Annotated in this window: 12 protein-coding genes; 3 read left to right on the forward strand and 9 right to left on the reverse strand. The window is 38.1% G+C overall.

Annotated elements, in window-relative coordinates:
• Nucleotides 1–8 precede the first annotated feature (8 nt).
• On the reverse strand, nt 9–2,132 hold the full coding sequence (locus GQR52_RS10940) for a TonB-dependent siderophore receptor (protein WP_165728455.1): 2,124 nt from the start codon (nt 2,130–2,132) through the stop codon (nt 9–11).
• 225 nt (nt 2,133–2,357) lie between these two features.
• A complete protein-coding gene (locus tag GQR52_RS10945; RefSeq protein ID WP_165728456.1) occupies nt 2,358–3,524 on the reverse strand; it encodes a DcaP family trimeric outer membrane transporter in 1,167 nt (388 codons plus the stop codon).
• A 440-nt stretch (nt 3,525–3,964) separates the two neighbouring features.
• Here GQR52_RS10945 and acs point away from each other — a divergent pair, with 440 nt between their 5' ends.
• Nucleotides 3,965–5,905 carry an acetate--CoA ligase gene (gene acs, locus GQR52_RS10950; protein ID WP_165728457.1) on the forward strand — a complete coding sequence of 647 codons (1,941 nt, stop codon included), beginning with the start codon at nt 3,965–3,967 and terminating at the stop codon, nt 5,903–5,905.
• Nucleotides 5,906–6,009: 104 nt separating this feature from the next.
• Complete coding sequence (locus GQR52_RS10955; RefSeq protein WP_007584799.1) at nt 6,010–6,660, forward strand: response regulator transcription factor; 651 nt, start codon at nt 6,010–6,012, stop codon at nt 6,658–6,660.
• A 181-nt stretch (nt 6,661–6,841) separates the two neighbouring features.
• On the opposite strand, the gene purU is transcribed toward GQR52_RS10955, so the two are convergent.
• Nucleotides 6,842–7,672: a formyltetrahydrofolate deformylase gene (purU, locus tag GQR52_RS10960; protein WP_007584800.1), complete on the reverse strand. Its 831-nt coding sequence runs from the start codon at nt 7,670–7,672 to the stop codon at nt 6,842–6,844.
• Nucleotides 7,673–7,885: 213 nt separating this feature from the next.
• On the reverse strand, nt 7,886–9,772 hold the full coding sequence (locus tag GQR52_RS10965) for a hypothetical protein (protein ID WP_165728458.1): 1,887 nt from the start codon (nt 9,770–9,772) through the stop codon (nt 7,886–7,888).
• A 217-nt stretch (nt 9,773–9,989) separates the two neighbouring features.
• On the opposite strand from GQR52_RS10965, the gene GQR52_RS10970 reads away from it, so the two are divergent.
• The gene (locus tag GQR52_RS10970; RefSeq protein ID WP_165728459.1) at nt 9,990–10,964 is read left to right on the forward strand and encodes a DNA topoisomerase IB; all 975 of its coding nucleotides are present in this window, start codon (nt 9,990–9,992) and stop codon (nt 10,962–10,964) included.
• Between the two features lie 48 nt (nt 10,965–11,012).
• On the opposite strand, the gene pelG is transcribed toward GQR52_RS10970, so the two are convergent.
• From pelG to GQR52_RS10995, 5 genes are read right to left on the reverse strand one after another with little or no spacing between them, the layout of a single operon-like run.
• Entirely contained in the window at nt 11,013–12,377 is a 1,365-nt protein-coding gene (pelG, locus tag GQR52_RS10975; RefSeq protein ID WP_007584803.1) for an exopolysaccharide Pel transporter PelG, read from the reverse strand.
• Nucleotides 12,365–13,882, reverse strand: a complete 1,518-nt coding sequence (gene pelF, locus GQR52_RS10980; RefSeq protein ID WP_165728460.1) for a GT4 family glycosyltransferase PelF — start codon at nt 13,880–13,882, stop codon at nt 12,365–12,367. Before pelF ends, pelG begins: the two co-directional genes overlap by 13 nt.
• The gene (locus GQR52_RS10985; protein WP_165728461.1) at nt 13,875–14,858 is read right to left on the reverse strand and encodes a HEAT repeat domain-containing protein; all 984 of its coding nucleotides are present in this window, start codon (nt 14,856–14,858) and stop codon (nt 13,875–13,877) included. The genes pelF and GQR52_RS10985 overlap by 8 nt, the downstream gene beginning before the upstream one ends.
• Nucleotides 14,855–16,153, reverse strand: coding sequence for a PelD GGDEF domain-containing protein (locus GQR52_RS10990; protein ID WP_165728462.1), 1,299 nt, complete (start codon nt 16,151–16,153; stop codon nt 14,855–14,857). Before GQR52_RS10990 ends, GQR52_RS10985 begins: the two co-directional genes overlap by 4 nt.
• Nucleotides 16,150–16,665 (reverse strand): protein PelC, encoded by a 516-nt coding sequence (locus GQR52_RS10995; RefSeq protein WP_165728463.1) that lies wholly within the window; start codon nt 16,663–16,665, stop codon nt 16,150–16,152. Before GQR52_RS10995 ends, GQR52_RS10990 begins: the two co-directional genes overlap by 4 nt.

The following is a 16,665-nucleotide window of genomic DNA, read 5'->3' on the forward strand; positions in this document are numbered from 1 at the left end:
AAATATATTTATAACTGCCAATTTACAGATAGAGCGTAGTTACGCGGTGCACCGTAGTAACCTTGTTCCCAGTATAGGCTGTGCAAATATTTTTCACCTGTGGTGTTATTAACGTTGAAAGTGACTCCTACGTTATCTGTAATTTTGTAAGTGGCCATTAAATCAAGTAACCCGTATGCATCTTGGTTGGTAGTAACACTTGCAATACCATTAGCATCGCTAACTTGTACTCGACTAGTTGAATCCTGCCAGCGGTAATTTGCACCAAATGATAAGCCATCAACTAAAGGCACTTGGTAGGTTGCGGCCACTTTAAGTTGGTTTTCTGGTGTGTAATCTTTTACTAAATCATCACCATCAATATTTAAATTACTAAAGCTAATACTTGCACTTAAATCATCTGTAAATTTACCACTTAACTCTACTTCAAAACCATTACTACTAATGCCATCAGCTGCATAATAACGCGTATCACTTGGTAATGAGTTAGCTATAGCAACAGCAAGGCCATCTTGTTTTGCATCAAAATAAGCAAACGTTACAAATAACTGGTCGTCTAGAAGCTGTGCTTTGACACCTATTTCGCTACTTTTACCAGTAACAGCAGGTAGTTGATTGGCATTTATATCTAGTTCTTTTTGCGGTACAAATGTTTCTGTATAGCTTGCATAAGCCGATAGAGATTCGTTAAAGTCGTACACTGTACCAATGTACGGTATTAGCTCAGAGTCATTACGTGTTTGAGCAACACCGTACGCTGTACCTTTTGTTTCCCAATCTGTATAACGCACGCCAGCAAGTACACTTAAAGGTTCACTTAATCTGATACGAGTTGATATGTAAGCTGATTTTTGCTCATTTGTTATATTGCTTCCATTTACGCCATCAGCAAGTGTTGCTTGTGGCATTACCCCATCCCACGTTTTAAGTGATGGCATTGCCGGAAAGCCATTGCCTGTGGTGTAATCGTAAAGAGACTGCTCGGTGTAATCCATTTTTGCTTGGCTAACACCAAATGATAGATCGTGCTCTTGACCAAATAAATCAAATTTACCACTGGCATATAGATCAAATAAATCATGCTTATCTTCGTAATCATAACGGCTTGCATAACCGGTTAAACCAAGCTCAGTGTCTTTATTTGGTGTACCGTATACGTAGAACAGCTCTGAGTCTTGCTCGTTTTCAATGTGAGCATAGCGCGCTCTAGCCACCCATGTTGCTGATAAGTTTTGTTCAAGCGTTACATATACTTGCTCTGCACTGTTATCCCAGTAAGACCAATCAGCAGCAGTACTGGTTGATTCGTCATAGTCGGTTGGTGAGCCGTCGGTGTAATAAAGAGGTAGTGCCCCCCAAAGTGGGCTATCAGCATCTTTTTGTTGGTTAACGTAGTTAACGCTTAATAATGTGTTGTCGGTTAATTTGCCTTCGTAGGCTAAGTAAATAATTGTTTTATCTGTTTCGTAACGATCTAAGTATGAATCCGCTTTTTGTTTTGTAAATACAGCTCTTACAGCGTGTTCTTCATTAATAGGGGTCGATACATCTAAATCTAATCGTTTTTTATTCCACGAACCATATGACACAGACGCATTAGCTTGTGTGTTATATGTTGGTTTTTTTAAAACCATATTTACAGTAGCAGAAGGATTACCCGCGCCGGTCATTAAGCCATTAGCGCCACGCACAATTTCAACGCGGTCGTAAATTGATGTATCAAGACTTCCTTGAATAGAGCCTGAGCTTTGTGGAATACCTAATCCATCAACTTGAAAGTTAGTAATTTCAAAACCACGAGCTTTAAAGTAAGTACGGTCGGTTTCTATTTGCTCTACTGTTACGCCTGGCGTGCTTTCAAGTACTGAGTTTATATCGTCTAGTGAAAAGTCGTCCATTAGTGCGCGTGATACAACAGAGATTGACTGTGGTGTTTCTTTAATTGTTAAACCTAATTTAGTGGCTGATTGCGCTTCTTCTGTTATGTAGTTTTTATGATGCTGACCATACACTGCAATTTTTTCTAGAGGTTCATCTTTTGTATTTGCTTCATCGGCAAATGCATAGCCAGATAAAATTAAAGAAGTAGCAAAGCTTAGTTTAGATAAACGCAAAACTTGAGGGGACGACATAAGTTTTTCCAGTTAGTTCAAAAAGAAGTGCGCAATTTAATCTAAATGATATTGATTTGCAATCGTGTTTCTGGGTTTTTATCTATAATTATTCTGTTTTATTGAATTTTAAGGTCATATATAAAGATTATAGGTACGGATTAACGAATTATATAGAACGGCGCTTAATTTCACTTATAAAAAAAGCGGCCTAGGCCGCTTTATAAATTAATTAGGTTTTTACTATTAAAAAGAGTATTTAACGGAAAATTGTAAACGGTCTAAATCGCCATCTACGCCATTTTCGGTTTCACGTTCAGCATGCTTTAGTTCAGCACCAAACGTTAAACGTTTAACGGGTGAGTATAGAATATTTGCGCTGTAGCTTTGGCTTGATTCTGTCGGATCGCCAGAAATAGCTAATAAATCAGTGTTGTTATCAGCGCTAAAGAATGAGTATAAGAACGTGGAGCGCCATTTGCTTGTCCATTTGTGCTGGTAAGCAACAAAACCAGAAGTTGAGTCAATCGCATCTAGTTCATCGCCATTAAGTACTGCGCCGTGAGCAACGTTTAAGCCTACGTAACGGCCTAAGCCTTTACCTTGCGTAAGCATAAATTTAAGGTTGTCTTCACCAAGGTTTATTTTACCTGAAGCACTTACACCAAACGATGTTTCATCGGCATCAACACTGCCTACTTTATAAGTAAGTTGGCGAGCAAGCGCGGCAACAACAATGTTACCCCAATCAGCTTTGTGTGTGTAACGAGCTGTAAAATCGGGTAATGATGCATCATCAGTGACTACCATACCGCTAGTCGTAGAAATTGTACTTTCTGGGTTTTCTAATGAGAAAGACCATGCGCCAGTGGTATATTTAATTTGCGATTGACGCACAAACACAGTGCCTTCAGCAGGCCCTACAAAATCAAGCGTTTCAGCAAGTGCGCCTACATTTTGGAAGTTAGACCACGTTTGACCAAATAACCAACCATCGTAAGTAACAAACGCGTGGCGAATACGTGGTGCATAAGAGTTTGATACACGTTCATTTCCGCCAGTTGCAGAGGCTAGAAAGTCAATTTCAATTTTAGTTTTTACGGTCTTACCGTTATCCATTAACGTTGAAGTACCAAAGTTAAAACGTGATTCACGTGCATGCATGTCAAATACAGCATCTGAGCTGTTATCGTCGCCAACTGTTAGTGTACTTGGTACGTAAAAGTCGCGGCCTACGTTTGAGCCTGCAGGCGCACCCGCTGAATAATCACTCCACATAGAGTCGAGTTTAATGTATCCACCGTAAGTAAATTCGGTATCACCAATTTTTGCAGCAGTTGCCGCGTATGCAGTACTTGATAGTGCACATAGTACAGCGCTTGCTGCCAATGTTTTTAATGGGGTAAATTTCATTGTGGTGTCCTTTATAGGCTACTTGTTGTTTGTTACTTTTTTTTTCATGTAAGGTTGTATTACTTGCTACGAGTATTACTTACGAATAAAAAGGGTGTTAATTTAGCTTTTCAATACACATATTGTTTTCATTCGTTAAATAAAGATTTTAGTAAGTACTACAGTAAATACGTTTATTACAGTACCGAACACTGTTAAATATGTGCAATATTTACTCAATTACCTATTGGTCTATAAGACTAAGGTTTTAGAGTAGATAAGTTTGTATTTACTTACATTTAACGCGTTGTATTATTTATGTAAAAAAATTGAAAGCAGAAGGATTATAAACTACAAATGAGCAAAATGAAGAGGAATACAACTAAGGTCTAATACTTAATAAGGCACTGCTGAGTAATCCTTGATAAGAGCCTAAGGCAAGTAATTTAATGGAGACGAAGATGTCACAAAGTATCTATCCAGTTCCGACGCATATTAAAGATGCGACTCTTGTAGATAAAAATAAATATAATACGCTTTATAAGCAATCTATTGATGACCCTGAAGGTTTTTGGGGTGAGCATGGCAAACGCCTCGATTGGTCTACTCCTTACACTAAAGTTAAAAACACATCATTCGACAAAGGTCACATAAATATTAAATGGTATGAAGATGGCTATTTAAATGCTTCGTACAATTGTATTGACCGCCATCTAAAAACCAAAGCCGATAAGGTTGCGCTTATTTGGGAAGGTGATAGTCCATCTCAAAGCGAGAATATTACTTATCAGCAGCTGCATGATGAAGTTGCTAAGTTTGCTAATGGCTTAAAAAAGTTAGGTGTGCAAAAAGGTGATCGCGTAGCGATTTATATGCCTATGACGCCACAGGCTGTGTATGCAATGCAAGCCTGTGCACGTATTGGTGCTATTCATTCTGTTGTATTTGGTGGCTTTTCACCTTCAGCGATTGCCGACCGTATTAGAGATTCGGGTGCTAAGGTTGTTATTACGTCAGATGAAGGGCGCAGAGCGGGTAATTGTGTACCACTAAAAGCAAACGTTGATGAAGCTGTTGCACAAGATACTGTGACTTCAATTGAACACGTTATAGTACATCAATTAACAGGCGGCGAAGTTGATTGGAATGAACATGACATTTGGTGGCATGACCTAGTTGCTGATTTACCAGCGCAGTGTGAGCCAGAGCCAATGAATGCTGAAGATCCGCTCTTTATTTTATATACGTCAGGATCGACCGGACAGCCAAAAGGTGTTGTGCATACCACAGGTGGTTACTTAGTTTACTCATCAATGACACACGAGTACGTATTTGATTTAAAAGAAGACGATGTGTATTGGTGTAGTGCCGATGTAGGTTGGATCACAGGCCACAGCTACATTGCATACGGACCACTGGTAAACGGTTGTACGCAAGTTTTATTTGAAGGTGTACCTACGTACCCAACAGCTGGGCGCATGGGTGAAATTGTTGATAAACACGGCGTTACTATTTTATATACTGCGCCTACAGCAATCCGTGCATTAATGGCGAAAGGTGATGAGCCAATTGCCTCGTCAAATCGCGATAGTTTACGTATTTTAGGTTCGGTTGGTGAGCCAATTAATCCTGAAGCGTGGACGTGGTATTACGAGAGTATTGGTAAATCTAATTGCCCGATTGTTGATACGTGGTGGCAAACAGAAACCGGTGGCATTATGATCACGCCATTACCAGGTGCTACTGATACAAAACCAGGTTCTGCAACACATCCATTTTTTGGTATTGCTCCTGCATTATTTGATGCTGAAGGTAATACACTTGAAGGTACTGTAGATGGTAACTTAGTTATTTTAGATAGCTGGCCATCACAAGCGAGAACGGTTTATAACGATCATGAGCGTTTTGAGCAAACTTACTTTAGTGCCTACCCAGGTGTGTATTTTACAGGTGATGGTTGTCGTCGTGATGAAGATGGTTATTACTGGATCACAGGTCGTGTAGATGATGTGCTTAATGTATCTGGTCATCGATTAGGTACTGCAGAGATTGAAAGTGCTCTTGTATCACACCCAGCAGTTGCAGAAGCTGCAGTTGTAGGTTACCCGCATGACATTAAAGGCCAAGGTATTTATGTTTACATTACGCCAAATGAAGGCGTAACAGTCAGTGATGAGTTAACCAAAGAGGTACGTAACTGGGTTCGTAAAGAGCTTAGCCCAATAGCATCACCAGATATGATTCAATGGTCTCCAGGTTTACCTAAAACGCGCTCAGGCAAGATTATGCGTCGTATTTTACGTAAAATCGCTGCAAATGAGCACCAACAACTCGGTGATACGTCAACGCTTGCAGATCCATCTGTAGTCGATGAACTAATCGAGAACAGATTAAATCGTTAAATGTGCGTTAAAAACTTGATTACAAGTTGATTCTAAACGTAGTATATCGGCTGTCAGTAAGGGTTTTATACCTAACTGGCAGCCGAATTTATTAGGAGTGAACCATGAGTCAGTTTTTAATAGCGGACGACCATCCGTTATTTCGTGAAGCACTAAAGGGCGCATTGAGCGCAAAATTTGAAGGTTTAGAGGTTTTTGAATCATCCGATTTTGACAGCACACTGCAAGTGTTAAGCGAGCAAGAGGATCTTGATATATTACTGCTAGACCTTCACATGCCAGGTAATGGTGATTTATATGGTCTTATTCGTATTAGAGAAGAATACCCAAGCTTACCTATTGCCGTTGTTTCGGGTAGTGAAGACGCTAATATAGTTTCTAAAGTAATGGGTTACGGCGCTATGGGTTTTATTCCTAAATCGTCATCGTCTGATGATATTGCCAGTGCAATTAACCAAATACTTGAAGGCGATACATGGCTACCAAAAGAGTTAAAAAACAAAGTAGCTGAAATTGAAGGTGAAGACCGAGAAATAGCAGCGCAAGTTGCCTCATTAACACCTCAACAATACCGAGTGCTGCAATATCTGCACGAAGGTTTACTTAATAAGCAAATTGCTTATGAACTGCACATATCAGAAGCAACAGTAAAAGCACACATTACAGCCATATTTAGAAAACTCGGCGTGTACAATCGTACCCAAGCCGTTTTAATTGCCGCGAAATTAAAACTCGAGCCAATAGAGCAGGCATAATTTACATTTAAAAAGTCACTTGCTTAATTATGAGCAAAAAAATGCCAGCAACAATGCTGGCATATTTTTATGTGTAGAATAGTTAATCAGAATTCAGGTTAATAACAAAATGCATACCTTGTTATCAACACTGTTTTATTACCTCAAAATAAACTACTTAATTAAGCGAATTGGTACAATGCTAAGAAAACACTACAGTTTTATTACCATTAATAAATAGCTTATGCTCTGATGCAAGTTGGAGTGCTTTACAAAACACTGTTTTCTCTACATCTTTACCCATTTTAGCCATCATTTCTGCAGTATTAGCGTGCGTTACGCTTGTTACGTCTTGAAGAATGATAGGTCCTTCATCAAGCTCATTATTCACAAAGTGAGCGGTAGCACCAATGATTTTTACGCCGCGCTCAAATGCTTGATGATAAGGTTTAGCACCTATAAATGCGGGTAAAAATGAATGATGAATATTAATTATTTTGCCTTCAAAGCGACCCACAAATTCAGGGCTTAAAATACGCATGTATTTGGCAAGACCAATAATATCAGGGTTGTAGCTGGCAATTAAATCACCTACTTTTTGATCGTGCTCGCTACGAGTTAGTCCTTCGTGCGATACAACATGAAACGGCACATCAAACCCTTTTGCTAAAGGCTCTAAATCAGCGTAGTTAGCAATAACTGCTAATACTTCAATATTAAGAGTTTGTTCAAATTGCTTTAGCAACATACCACCTAAACAATGGGCTTCTTTAGTTGCAAGTAAAACTACTTTAGTTTTTGCACCGCAATGTAGGGCAAGTTTAGCGCCTTGTGGCAACAGTGCGCGTAGTTGATCTAAAAAGTCGCTTTGTGGCTCGCCTGTAAGCTCTGTGCGCATAAAAAATCGCTGTGCGTCTTTATCTACAAACTCGTTGTTACGCGTAATATTTAAATTATTTTTATGACAAAGCCCTGTGATTTTAGCTATTAAGCCTACGTCGTCAGCACATTGGGTGGTTAGTATATAGCTCATTGTCCTCATTCTTACCCTGTGATTAATACTTCATTATTTGTGTTTTGGCACATAAAGCAAGGGCTTTGTGGACTAATCCAATATTAATCATGTTGTTGAGTATAAAAGAGGTAGTAAAGTTAAAAGGTATTGAATAGAGGTTAATAAAGGATAAAAAAATGCCACCTAATTTACAAGGTGGCATTAATACTAATAATCCAGAGTTTAAGTTAATTAACCCTTTGGCTCGGGAGATAAGCTTTCTTCTTGTCTTAAATACCCGGCAGCTTCTTCGTCATCTTTAGCTATCGCTTGCTGAGTAGGTATAGCACGCGTTTGCTGATTTAATTGATGTATTTGTGAAGCATTACCTAAATCACGCTCACTGGTGATTGAGGCGATAGATTCACGGTCTTTCAAGAACGCGATAACGTCTTTTTTGATTGCTTGTAATTGTCCTTCGTCTTTATGCATTTCCATAATATGGCGAGGATGTTCAAGATTTTTCATACCTGTTGCTGCAAACGTAGTAGAAATAACACGAGAAACAATAATCCAAGGCGTTATGCTACTGCGTACTAAAGTATTTTCTGAGCGGGTACTATCATGAATACCAGTACCTGTTGATATTTTAGACTCAGTAAATGTGCCTTCGCATTTAAAGTACACTAGTAGTGATTCAAATTGCATTTCAGCAAAAAATAGATGAGCTGTATTTGTAAGCAATTGCGCAAATGCTTTAATAAGTATACTTATTAGCAATAAGTGAAAGCTTGTCATTAATAGCTCACTAAATTGAATAACATGTTGGTTATTAAATGCTTGTTTAAAGCTACTAATATTTGCAGCGTCAACGTAATGATAAATATTAATAAACGAATACGCTAAAAACACAGTAAACGCTAAGGCTATAATATAAAGCAAGTTACCACTTACTAAAGCAAGTAACCTTGCTAGCGTAAAGTTTTTACCTAAGTCTATTGAGTGCAGTTTAGGTTGAATCTCTTGGATCATTTCACCTTTAAAACCGCCTTTACCTTCAATTTGTTCTTGAAGCTTAGGATCTAATTCGCGATAAACTCTGTTAGGTACTTCTTTATAACGACGGTTAGCCATTACTAGATTGTCTAGGTTTATAAAAATTTCGTCTGGATGAACAGACTCTTGCCAGTTTTCACGTAGTTCTGATACTTCAGCAGAAGGGGTAACTGCATTTAAACGCGCTTTAATCATAATAAAAGCAATTGCGCAGCTCAGAGTGGCTAATACAATAATCGCAATTAAGTACATGCCAGCATGAAGACTAGGTAGTTGCTCAATCCAGCCATCTATTTCTTGTTTGCTAATGTGTTGTTCTTTCATCAGCCATGACATAGAAAGGCCAATAGCGATTGGTAGAATAAAAGATAAAGAAATAATTTTAGCGAGTGCACCAGTACCAAGTGCTTCAATATTTTTTTCAGCGTTTCTAGAAATAGGTTTACCCGTAGAGCGCCACGAAAAAAGCACGTAGAACATTAATATGGCACTATAAACAGGAAATGCTAATTCGCCTGCTTCACCGGTAAAACCCGATAAAGATACAAATGCTACAAGGCCATAAGCAATAAGTGCAACAAGGGTACTTACCCATGAGCCAAATAAGCGCTGAGCAACATTACGAATAGGATAAGGTAGGAATAATAACTTAGGGATTAAGCTGTGAAGTAAACGTGATAAAAAACCATTAGGCTCTTTAAACGTACTGTTTTTACGACCAACCAGCATTTCTTCGAGTGATTGCGCGGTGTAGGCTACTTCTTTTTGTTCTTCTTGGGCGGTTGATGCTTGTGATTTGCTGTAGTTATAAGCAAGTGAAGTAGGGTGGTTTCTGCCTACAAAATACTTAAGAGTTGCATAAATACCACTTGAAAGTGAGCGAATGCCGAATGCTAAAATAAGCATGCCAAACACCATTAAAATCCATCCAGCGGTTGTATCTTCTTTTACTGATCCCGCAGCAATAACAAGTAAACTAATACCCGCTATAGACTCAATGAGTCCTCTTACAGCTGTTACTTTACCTTCAAGTTTGAAGGGGTTTTTTAGTCCAAGATCAATCGATCCATAATCAAAAGCCATTGAATGCTCCTTTTAAACAGCATGCCCAATTAAGGGAGAATATAAGCGTAGTTATAATAACCATTATATATATCGTATTTTTGTTTTTGCTCAATTTTTGATTATATATCAATAAAGTCGTTCAGTTTAAGGTTATTTTAAAGTGGTACATTCTATGCTTTGAAATATAAGCTTAAGCGAGTTAACAATATCTCTTTTAAATGCTTGAGGAGGAATGATGGAATTGATTTACGTTGATGATAGTTTGCCCGGAATTACCCGAAAGAAAAAAAACAAACATTGGCAGTTTTTTGACCCAATAGGAAAAATAATTAAAGAGAAGGCCGTTATTGAGCGCTTAAATTCACTCGCGTTCCCGCCTGCTTATAAAAGTGTATGGTTTTGCCCTGAAGAAAATGGGCATATTTTAGCAACAGGTTACGACAGTAAAGGACGAAAGCAGTACCGATATCATCCATTATTTACACAACAACAAGATGCTAAAAAGTATCAAGCTTGTAGTGTGTTTGGACATAAGCTGCCGTTACTTAGGGCTCAATTAAAGGAAGCATTGCAAGGTGATGAGCTCGATTATGAACGTACTTTAGCAGCCATTGTTAGATTAATGGATTTAGGTGCTTTACGGGTGGGGAATGAACGTAATGTAAAACAAAATAAAAGTTTTGGTGCGACAACCCTAAGATCAAGGCATGCAAAATTAACAGGAAAAAATATTAGATTAAAATACCGTGCAAAGTTAGGCAAAGAAAGGGAAGTAAATATAACGGATAAAGCATTGAGTAGTGTTATTAAGGAGCTTCAGGACTTACCCGGGCAACACTTGTTTCAATATATAGAAGAGGGGGAGCGCTCTAACGTTACCTCTACTGAAATCAATCAGTATATTCAAAATATAATGGGTGAAGAATTTAGCGCAAAACACTTTAGAACATGGCGAGCAAGTGTGATTGCTTTTAAAGAAGTGTATGAAGCAAAAGGCGCTATTACATTAAAAAAAATGCTTGATGAAGTGTCTTCAAAGCTTGGGAATACGCCAACAATAGCGCGTAATTCTTATATTCATCCTGATGTTATTGAGCTTTGTAAGAAAAATGAATCAGAACAAACTCATTGGCGCGACAATTTTAAATTACCCCGTAAAACAAAGTATCTTAGTCGGTTTGAGCGCGGTTTATTAGAGTTTTTAACGTAACGATAAAGGCTGTAGCTTACAGCCTTTATGCTAAGTTTTTATATTATGCTATTGCAGCATAAACGTTTCGTATTCTAAATCTTCAAATTGTTTTGAAAGCCAAAATAATCCTACTACCGAGGTAATAATGGTTGCTAATGCAAAGCCATAGCCATAAAACTGCGGTCCAAAAGCAATTGATAACAAAGTTAAAACAACGTTTATTACCAAAAATAACCCCGCTAAAAATAGCACTGTTGAGCGTTTATCTAAATAAAACAAAATATTTAAAATAGATAAAAATATAACTTGTACGCCTACACCTACTACATCAATAAATAAAAGCGTTTTATAGTTTGGATCAATGCCAATAAAGGTAAGTATTTGCTCACCCCATAATAATAAGCAGGCAACGGTAATACCCTGAATTTTAAATATATCGTATAAACCGGCACGCGCAGTTTGGATCATACTGTCTTTTAATATGTAGATCTCTTCAAGAGATGAGCCACCACGAATAGCGGTGTAAAAACGGTCGTACTCTTCTACAAAGTCTGTTTCCATTTTTACTAAAAATACCGCCATACCGGGGATAATAGACAAATAAGCCAAAAATATAGGTAAGTCATAAATTGGGCTGGCTCTTAATGTACCAATAATTTGAATTGATGTGCTTGGAGAATACCAAAAAATGATTTTATCAGCCCATACACCAATGTTATAAAACAGACCACAAAAGAATAGGCTGTAATACACTTTTTTATTGCTTAAAAAGTCAAAGCTTATAAGTTTTTCACCTGGGTAGCGGCGAATAATCATAAATAAAAAGCTAAAAAAGAGCAGTGCTTCGCCTGCAAAAAACGCAAAAAATAAGCCGTCTAGCTGCCAGTCTCTTAATAAATATGCAAGCAATACCATAAAGGCGTAACCACTTAGCATAGTTATTAAAATTAACCGGTACTCTTTCATACCTGATAGAAAAATAGCGCCAAGCCACTGATTACATAAGCTTACAAAGGCACCTAAAATTATAATCTTAGTAACAACGGGTATAGGGAGCATAGGCCATACAGCTAAGCCCACCAATAACGCAGCTATTGTTGTTACAAGTTGCGCACCAAGTAAATTAGGGAGTACTTTTGCCTCTTCTTTTTGAAAAAACAAATCGGCAATAAACCGAGTTAGTAATAACTGCAAGCCACCCGTTAAAATAAGTGAGGCTGCCATCATGTAGGTAACAAGCGTTAAAAACTGAATAATAAGTACTTTAGGTAATACAATTCCTAAACTTAAAATACCAATTAGCATTAACGCTACAATAGAGAGCAGCCAGGGGCCTGAGCCTATTAACCCTGCGTAGCCGTATGCTTCAAAAACTGAGAGCAGGGTATTTTTTTTGAGAATTTTTCGTATCTCAAAACCTATTCCGGCCATGCCATTGTATCCTTATAAAGTTTATCGTAACGGGCAAACATGTGGCTCTCGTCATAAAATTTTTGTACGCGGTCTAAACCACTTTTTTGATACTCAAGCCAAGCTTGCTCATTTGTTAGCATATTTGATATTTGTTGTGCTGTTTCGCTAGGTGAAGCAATTGAGACAACTTCACCAGCTTTACCTAATGCTTTATCTTCATCGGTGCCGCCTTCGATTATTTCGCGGCACGAGCCAACATCACTAGCAAGTACAGGCACACCGGCCGCCATTGCTTCTAAAAGCACTAAAGGCTGCGCTTCGGAAATCGAGGTTAAAGCAACAATTCCGAGCTTAGGTAAAATTTTGGTAATATCTTGCATACCTAAAAACTTAACACTGTTTTGTAAATCAAGGCTGCCTACAAGTAGTTCACACTCTTTGTAATATTGCGGATCTTCTTCATAAGGGCCGATGATCCAGCCTTCGACCTCTGGTAATATCGATTGCGCTTCTTTAATCGCACGTATAAAGGTTTTAATATCTTTTATAGGAACTACACGTCCAATTAATCCAACAACCGGTGGTATCTGTTTTGGACGCTGCTCAAGCGCTTCAATAAAGCGCACTGTTTTAATACCATTAGGTACAACAAATGCTTTTTCAGGCGCTGCACCATCTTTTATTTGGCGCTGTCTGTTACCATCGTATAGCGAAATGATCTTATCTGCTTCTTGGTATGTTGTTCGGCCTATTTGCTCAAAAAAGCTGATCCACATTCGGCGAATAAAGCCCATCTCGGTATTTAAGTTTTTACCTAGGCTTTGTTCAGACTCTTTGATCCAACTGGCTTGAATAAGATCTATTTTTCTCTCTTTGGTGTAAATACCATGCTCGGTCAACAAAAAGGGAGTATCGCTTATTACACTGGCACCAGATCCTAAAATACCAGCATACCCGGTAGATATTGAGTGAATAAGTTTAACTTTTGGAAGTCCACGTGCAATTTCGGCTATTTTAAATAGCGGTTTATATAAATTGCGGTATGACCAAAAAAAGTCAATAAAAGAGGATTCATCACAAAAAGTTGAATAGTAATTGATGAGCACTTGCCACGATGATTCACTATATAAAAAGTCGGCTTCGTTAATACCGTCTTTTTTAGCCAAAGTTTCAAATGCAAATTTTAACAATTCACTCGGAATAGGCTCGTTACAATCTCTAAAATAATTTTGTAGTTGCTGCCAAAAATCAAAGAGCTCTTTTTTATATTTAATGCCATGCTTAGCTTTTATTTCAGAAGTGTCATTTTCCACTAAATAATGAACATGCAGCTTGGTAACGTTTTTAGGTAAAGTATATTGAATCTCGCCATAATGCTCTGGCGCTCCACCTATAAAAACAAGCTCAAAGTTATAATGAGGTAACCCTTCAATTATTTGATGAACCCAGCTAGATACACCACCACGTATGTAAGGGTAGGTACCTTCCAAAAGCAGTAAAATGTCTGCATTTTTATTACTCATGCCAATACTCCTGCAAATGACGTAATTCACTGCCTTTAGGTTGTTCTGGGAGTTCTTTTAAGTAGCGTTTACAGTCGTCAAACTTGTTCATACAAAAGGCAACTTCGGCTTTATAAGGGAGAACATGACGCCTTGCCATACCAAATTCGGTTGCTTTAAGTAAGTACTCATGGGCTATTTCGTATTTGTCTAAGGCTAAAGATATACGGCCTAAAAATATAAAGGTTGCAGGTGTTTTTACGTGCTCAATACTTTGCTGTGCAAGTGTTTCGGCTTTTTCTAAAACGTATTTTCGCAGTGCACCTTGGGCTAAACCTAAGTAGCTAAGTTCCCAATAAAGTTCGGCTAGTTGTTTTTGTAAATGACTCAATTTAGGCTGCTTAGTCGTAACGGCTATTTCTTGCTGATATAAACTGATTTTTTCGTTGAGTTTGGTTTCTTTACCATCAAGGGTTGAGTAGGCGAGTAGGCGAATATCATCTTCTAAATCTTTAAGTGCTAGCTTTAAAATAGGAATAGCTTGTGAGTCACTCATGTGACGAGCTGCCATTACAGCACTTAAACGTTTATTTGGTTCACTCGCGTGCTTTAAAATTGCTTTAAGCCCGCCCATAGAATAGGTTGGATTTGCTGATATAGCTCTGGCTTCAAAAGGAAGCTCAGGTATTTTATGCTCTTCAATTTCTATATCATCGTTTTTTAGAGGTTTACACAGAGCAAACGTAAGCGCTACTACAACACCTATAATTCCAAGTACTGGTAATGTAAACAATAATAAAAACATGAGCAAAAAAGAGCTATAAGGAGTCGTTTTGTATTTTTTAGGTATAAACACATAACTAACAATAGCAAAAAGGATGCTAGCAATAGCATGCAATAGTATAGCTAAAAACCAATTAGGTGTTTCCAGTACTTCTATTAGTGCAAAGTACTGACAAATACACCCTAAAATAGCCGCTATAATAATTATAATCATGAAAGTGAAACCAATCTCTTTATATCATCTGAGCTTATTGGTAGTGCAAGTTGTTGCTCAATAACAATATCAAGCTCAGCTAAAGTGCTACCAGTGCGCTCTTTACACCACGTGTTCATTCGGGCAATAAAGCCTGCTTTTTCAAGTTCATCAGCTAATGGCATTAATAGCAGTAATACCTGATTTTGATTATCATACAAATAAATGTCTAAACCACGGCGTGCTTCACTTAAATAACTCATAAGTTGAGTCGATTTATCAGTAATATTATTGGCTTTTATTTTTAGCAGCTGCGATGGAATGTTGTATCGTTTTGCTTCTTTATTCGCGCGTTTAACTTGGCGAATAAAGTATGGAGACTCTTCATACGTCATTACTGGGTTTGTTATTTCATGGCGCAGCAGGTCGCCAATATGCCCAGCCATAACAGCAAGTAGTGTAAGAGTGGTATTTTTAAGTGCAAAAAATTGTACTCTTTCAACTAAAATAACGCCGTAAATTGTATTATTTACGTCGATAAGTGGGATTGCCATATGGTATTTACTTATACCTAATGCAGTTTTTGCGTCTTTTACTGATACTAATTCTTTTTCTTCAATCATCGCTAATATAAGAGGATCATTTTCAGCTATTTGACCCATTTGGCTAATAGAGGCAAGTGGTGGCTCTAAAACAGTGTCGTTTTCAACTTTATATAATCCCGCTCTTTCTAATAAGCCATATTCAACGAATAGGTCGATTATTTTTTGCGCTGCGCTATCAAGCCTTCTTTCTTTTAATAGCCCGATAGAGGTTCTTACTGCTTGTAGCGATTCACGCAAACTTAACGTGTGGCCAGCAAGCATTTGCTCTATTCTATCGTGAGATGAATTAATTAAGTGATACTGACGAGTAAATGTTTCAAGGCGATCGGTTACGTACTCAAGCTGAATACTTTGTTGTTGATTAGTACGTTCCCACACATCCCTAAATTCGCCAGTGATCATAATTACAATAATGTAGCCAATCATGGCGTTAATATTGAAGTCGCTTTGTGGTGATAAAATATTTGCTTGAAGTAAACAAAGTTGACCAACAAGCAAACATAAAATACTAATAAAGCCTTTTGAAAAGCCATAACGTAGAGAAACTAAAAGTGGGCCAAGTACAGGCCACGAAAACCCTCCCTCAGTCCAAAATGGGTCCTCTGCGTTAAATAATACAGGCAGCCCTAAAGCAAGCGCGGTAAATATAAATACCTCAGCCCATATTTGTAGCTCAGGAACGTCTCTTGGTCTAAGGAAATGTGTTTTCACTCACTAACCTCTATATAAGAAATTAAATCGGCAATCACATCTTGTGCTGTTGCTGCAATGCTATCGCGACCCCAGCCACTTTTAGCAATAGTTCCCGTCCAAATTGGCGTTGTTTGCCCGTTAACTGTGAGTGATAAGGTCAGTGCTACAACAGGTTCTCCGTCAAGACCGGCTTTATAGCGCCACTCTTCAATGCTACCTGTTAGTACATAGTCAGCTTGTTGAGTGCTTAACCATTGCATAGCATTGTCTAAACGGTATTGATCGTCCAGTGGTGGAAGCTCTTTAGTGTTTACGCGAGGAGCGCGTATAAGAGTTGGCAATTTATTTTGCTGCCAAATACTGGCCAAAATATCTTCAGCACGCTCACCAGCAAGCGGTGTTTGAGCATGATTAACAAGTGGCATTAATGCCACAATTTTTGAAGGGCTAAGCTCTACATCATCAGCAACTCTGCTGGTGGTACATGCTGATAATAGTAATACCAAACACGGTATAATTAAACGAAACAT

It is taken from the genome of Pseudoalteromonas sp. 31A1 (genome assembly GCF_011378815.1).
GTDB lineage: Bacteria > Pseudomonadota > Gammaproteobacteria > Enterobacterales > Alteromonadaceae > Pseudoalteromonas > Pseudoalteromonas arctica.

Bases quoted from the DNA above. Each gene is read 5' to 3' on its own strand.
- GQR52_RS10945 (WP_165728456.1), bottom strand. From the start codon at position 3,524: ATGAAATTTACCCCATTAAAAACATTGGCAGCAAGCGCTGTACTATGT.
- GQR52_RS10970 (WP_165728459.1), top strand. From the start codon at position 9,990: ATGGAATTGATTTACGTTGATGATAGTTTGCCCGGAATTACCCGAAAG.
- purU (WP_007584800.1), bottom strand. From the start codon at position 7,672: ATGAGCTATATACTAACCACCCAATGTGCTGACGACGTAGGCTTAATA.
- GQR52_RS10985 (WP_165728461.1), bottom strand. From the start codon at position 14,858: ATGATTATAATTATTATAGCGGCTATTTTAGGGTGTATTTGTCAGTAC.
- GQR52_RS10955 (WP_007584799.1), top strand. From the start codon at position 6,010: ATGAGTCAGTTTTTAATAGCGGACGACCATCCGTTATTTCGTGAAGCA.
- pelG (WP_007584803.1), bottom strand. From the start codon at position 12,377: ATGGCCGGAATAGGTTTTGAGATACGAAAAATTCTCAAAAAAAATACC.
- GQR52_RS10940 (WP_165728455.1), bottom strand. From the start codon at position 2,132: ATGTCGTCCCCTCAAGTTTTGCGTTTATCTAAACTAAGCTTTGCTACT.
- GQR52_RS10995 (WP_165728463.1), bottom strand. From the start codon at position 16,665: ATGTTTCGTTTAATTATACCGTGTTTGGTATTACTATTATCAGCATGT.
- pelF (WP_165728460.1), bottom strand. From the start codon at position 13,882: ATGAGTAATAAAAATGCAGACATTTTACTGCTTTTGGAAGGTACCTAC.
- acs (WP_165728457.1), top strand. From the start codon at position 3,965: ATGTCACAAAGTATCTATCCAGTTCCGACGCATATTAAAGATGCGACT.
- GQR52_RS10965 (WP_165728458.1), bottom strand. From the start codon at position 9,772: ATGGCTTTTGATTATGGATCGATTGATCTTGGACTAAAAAACCCCTTC.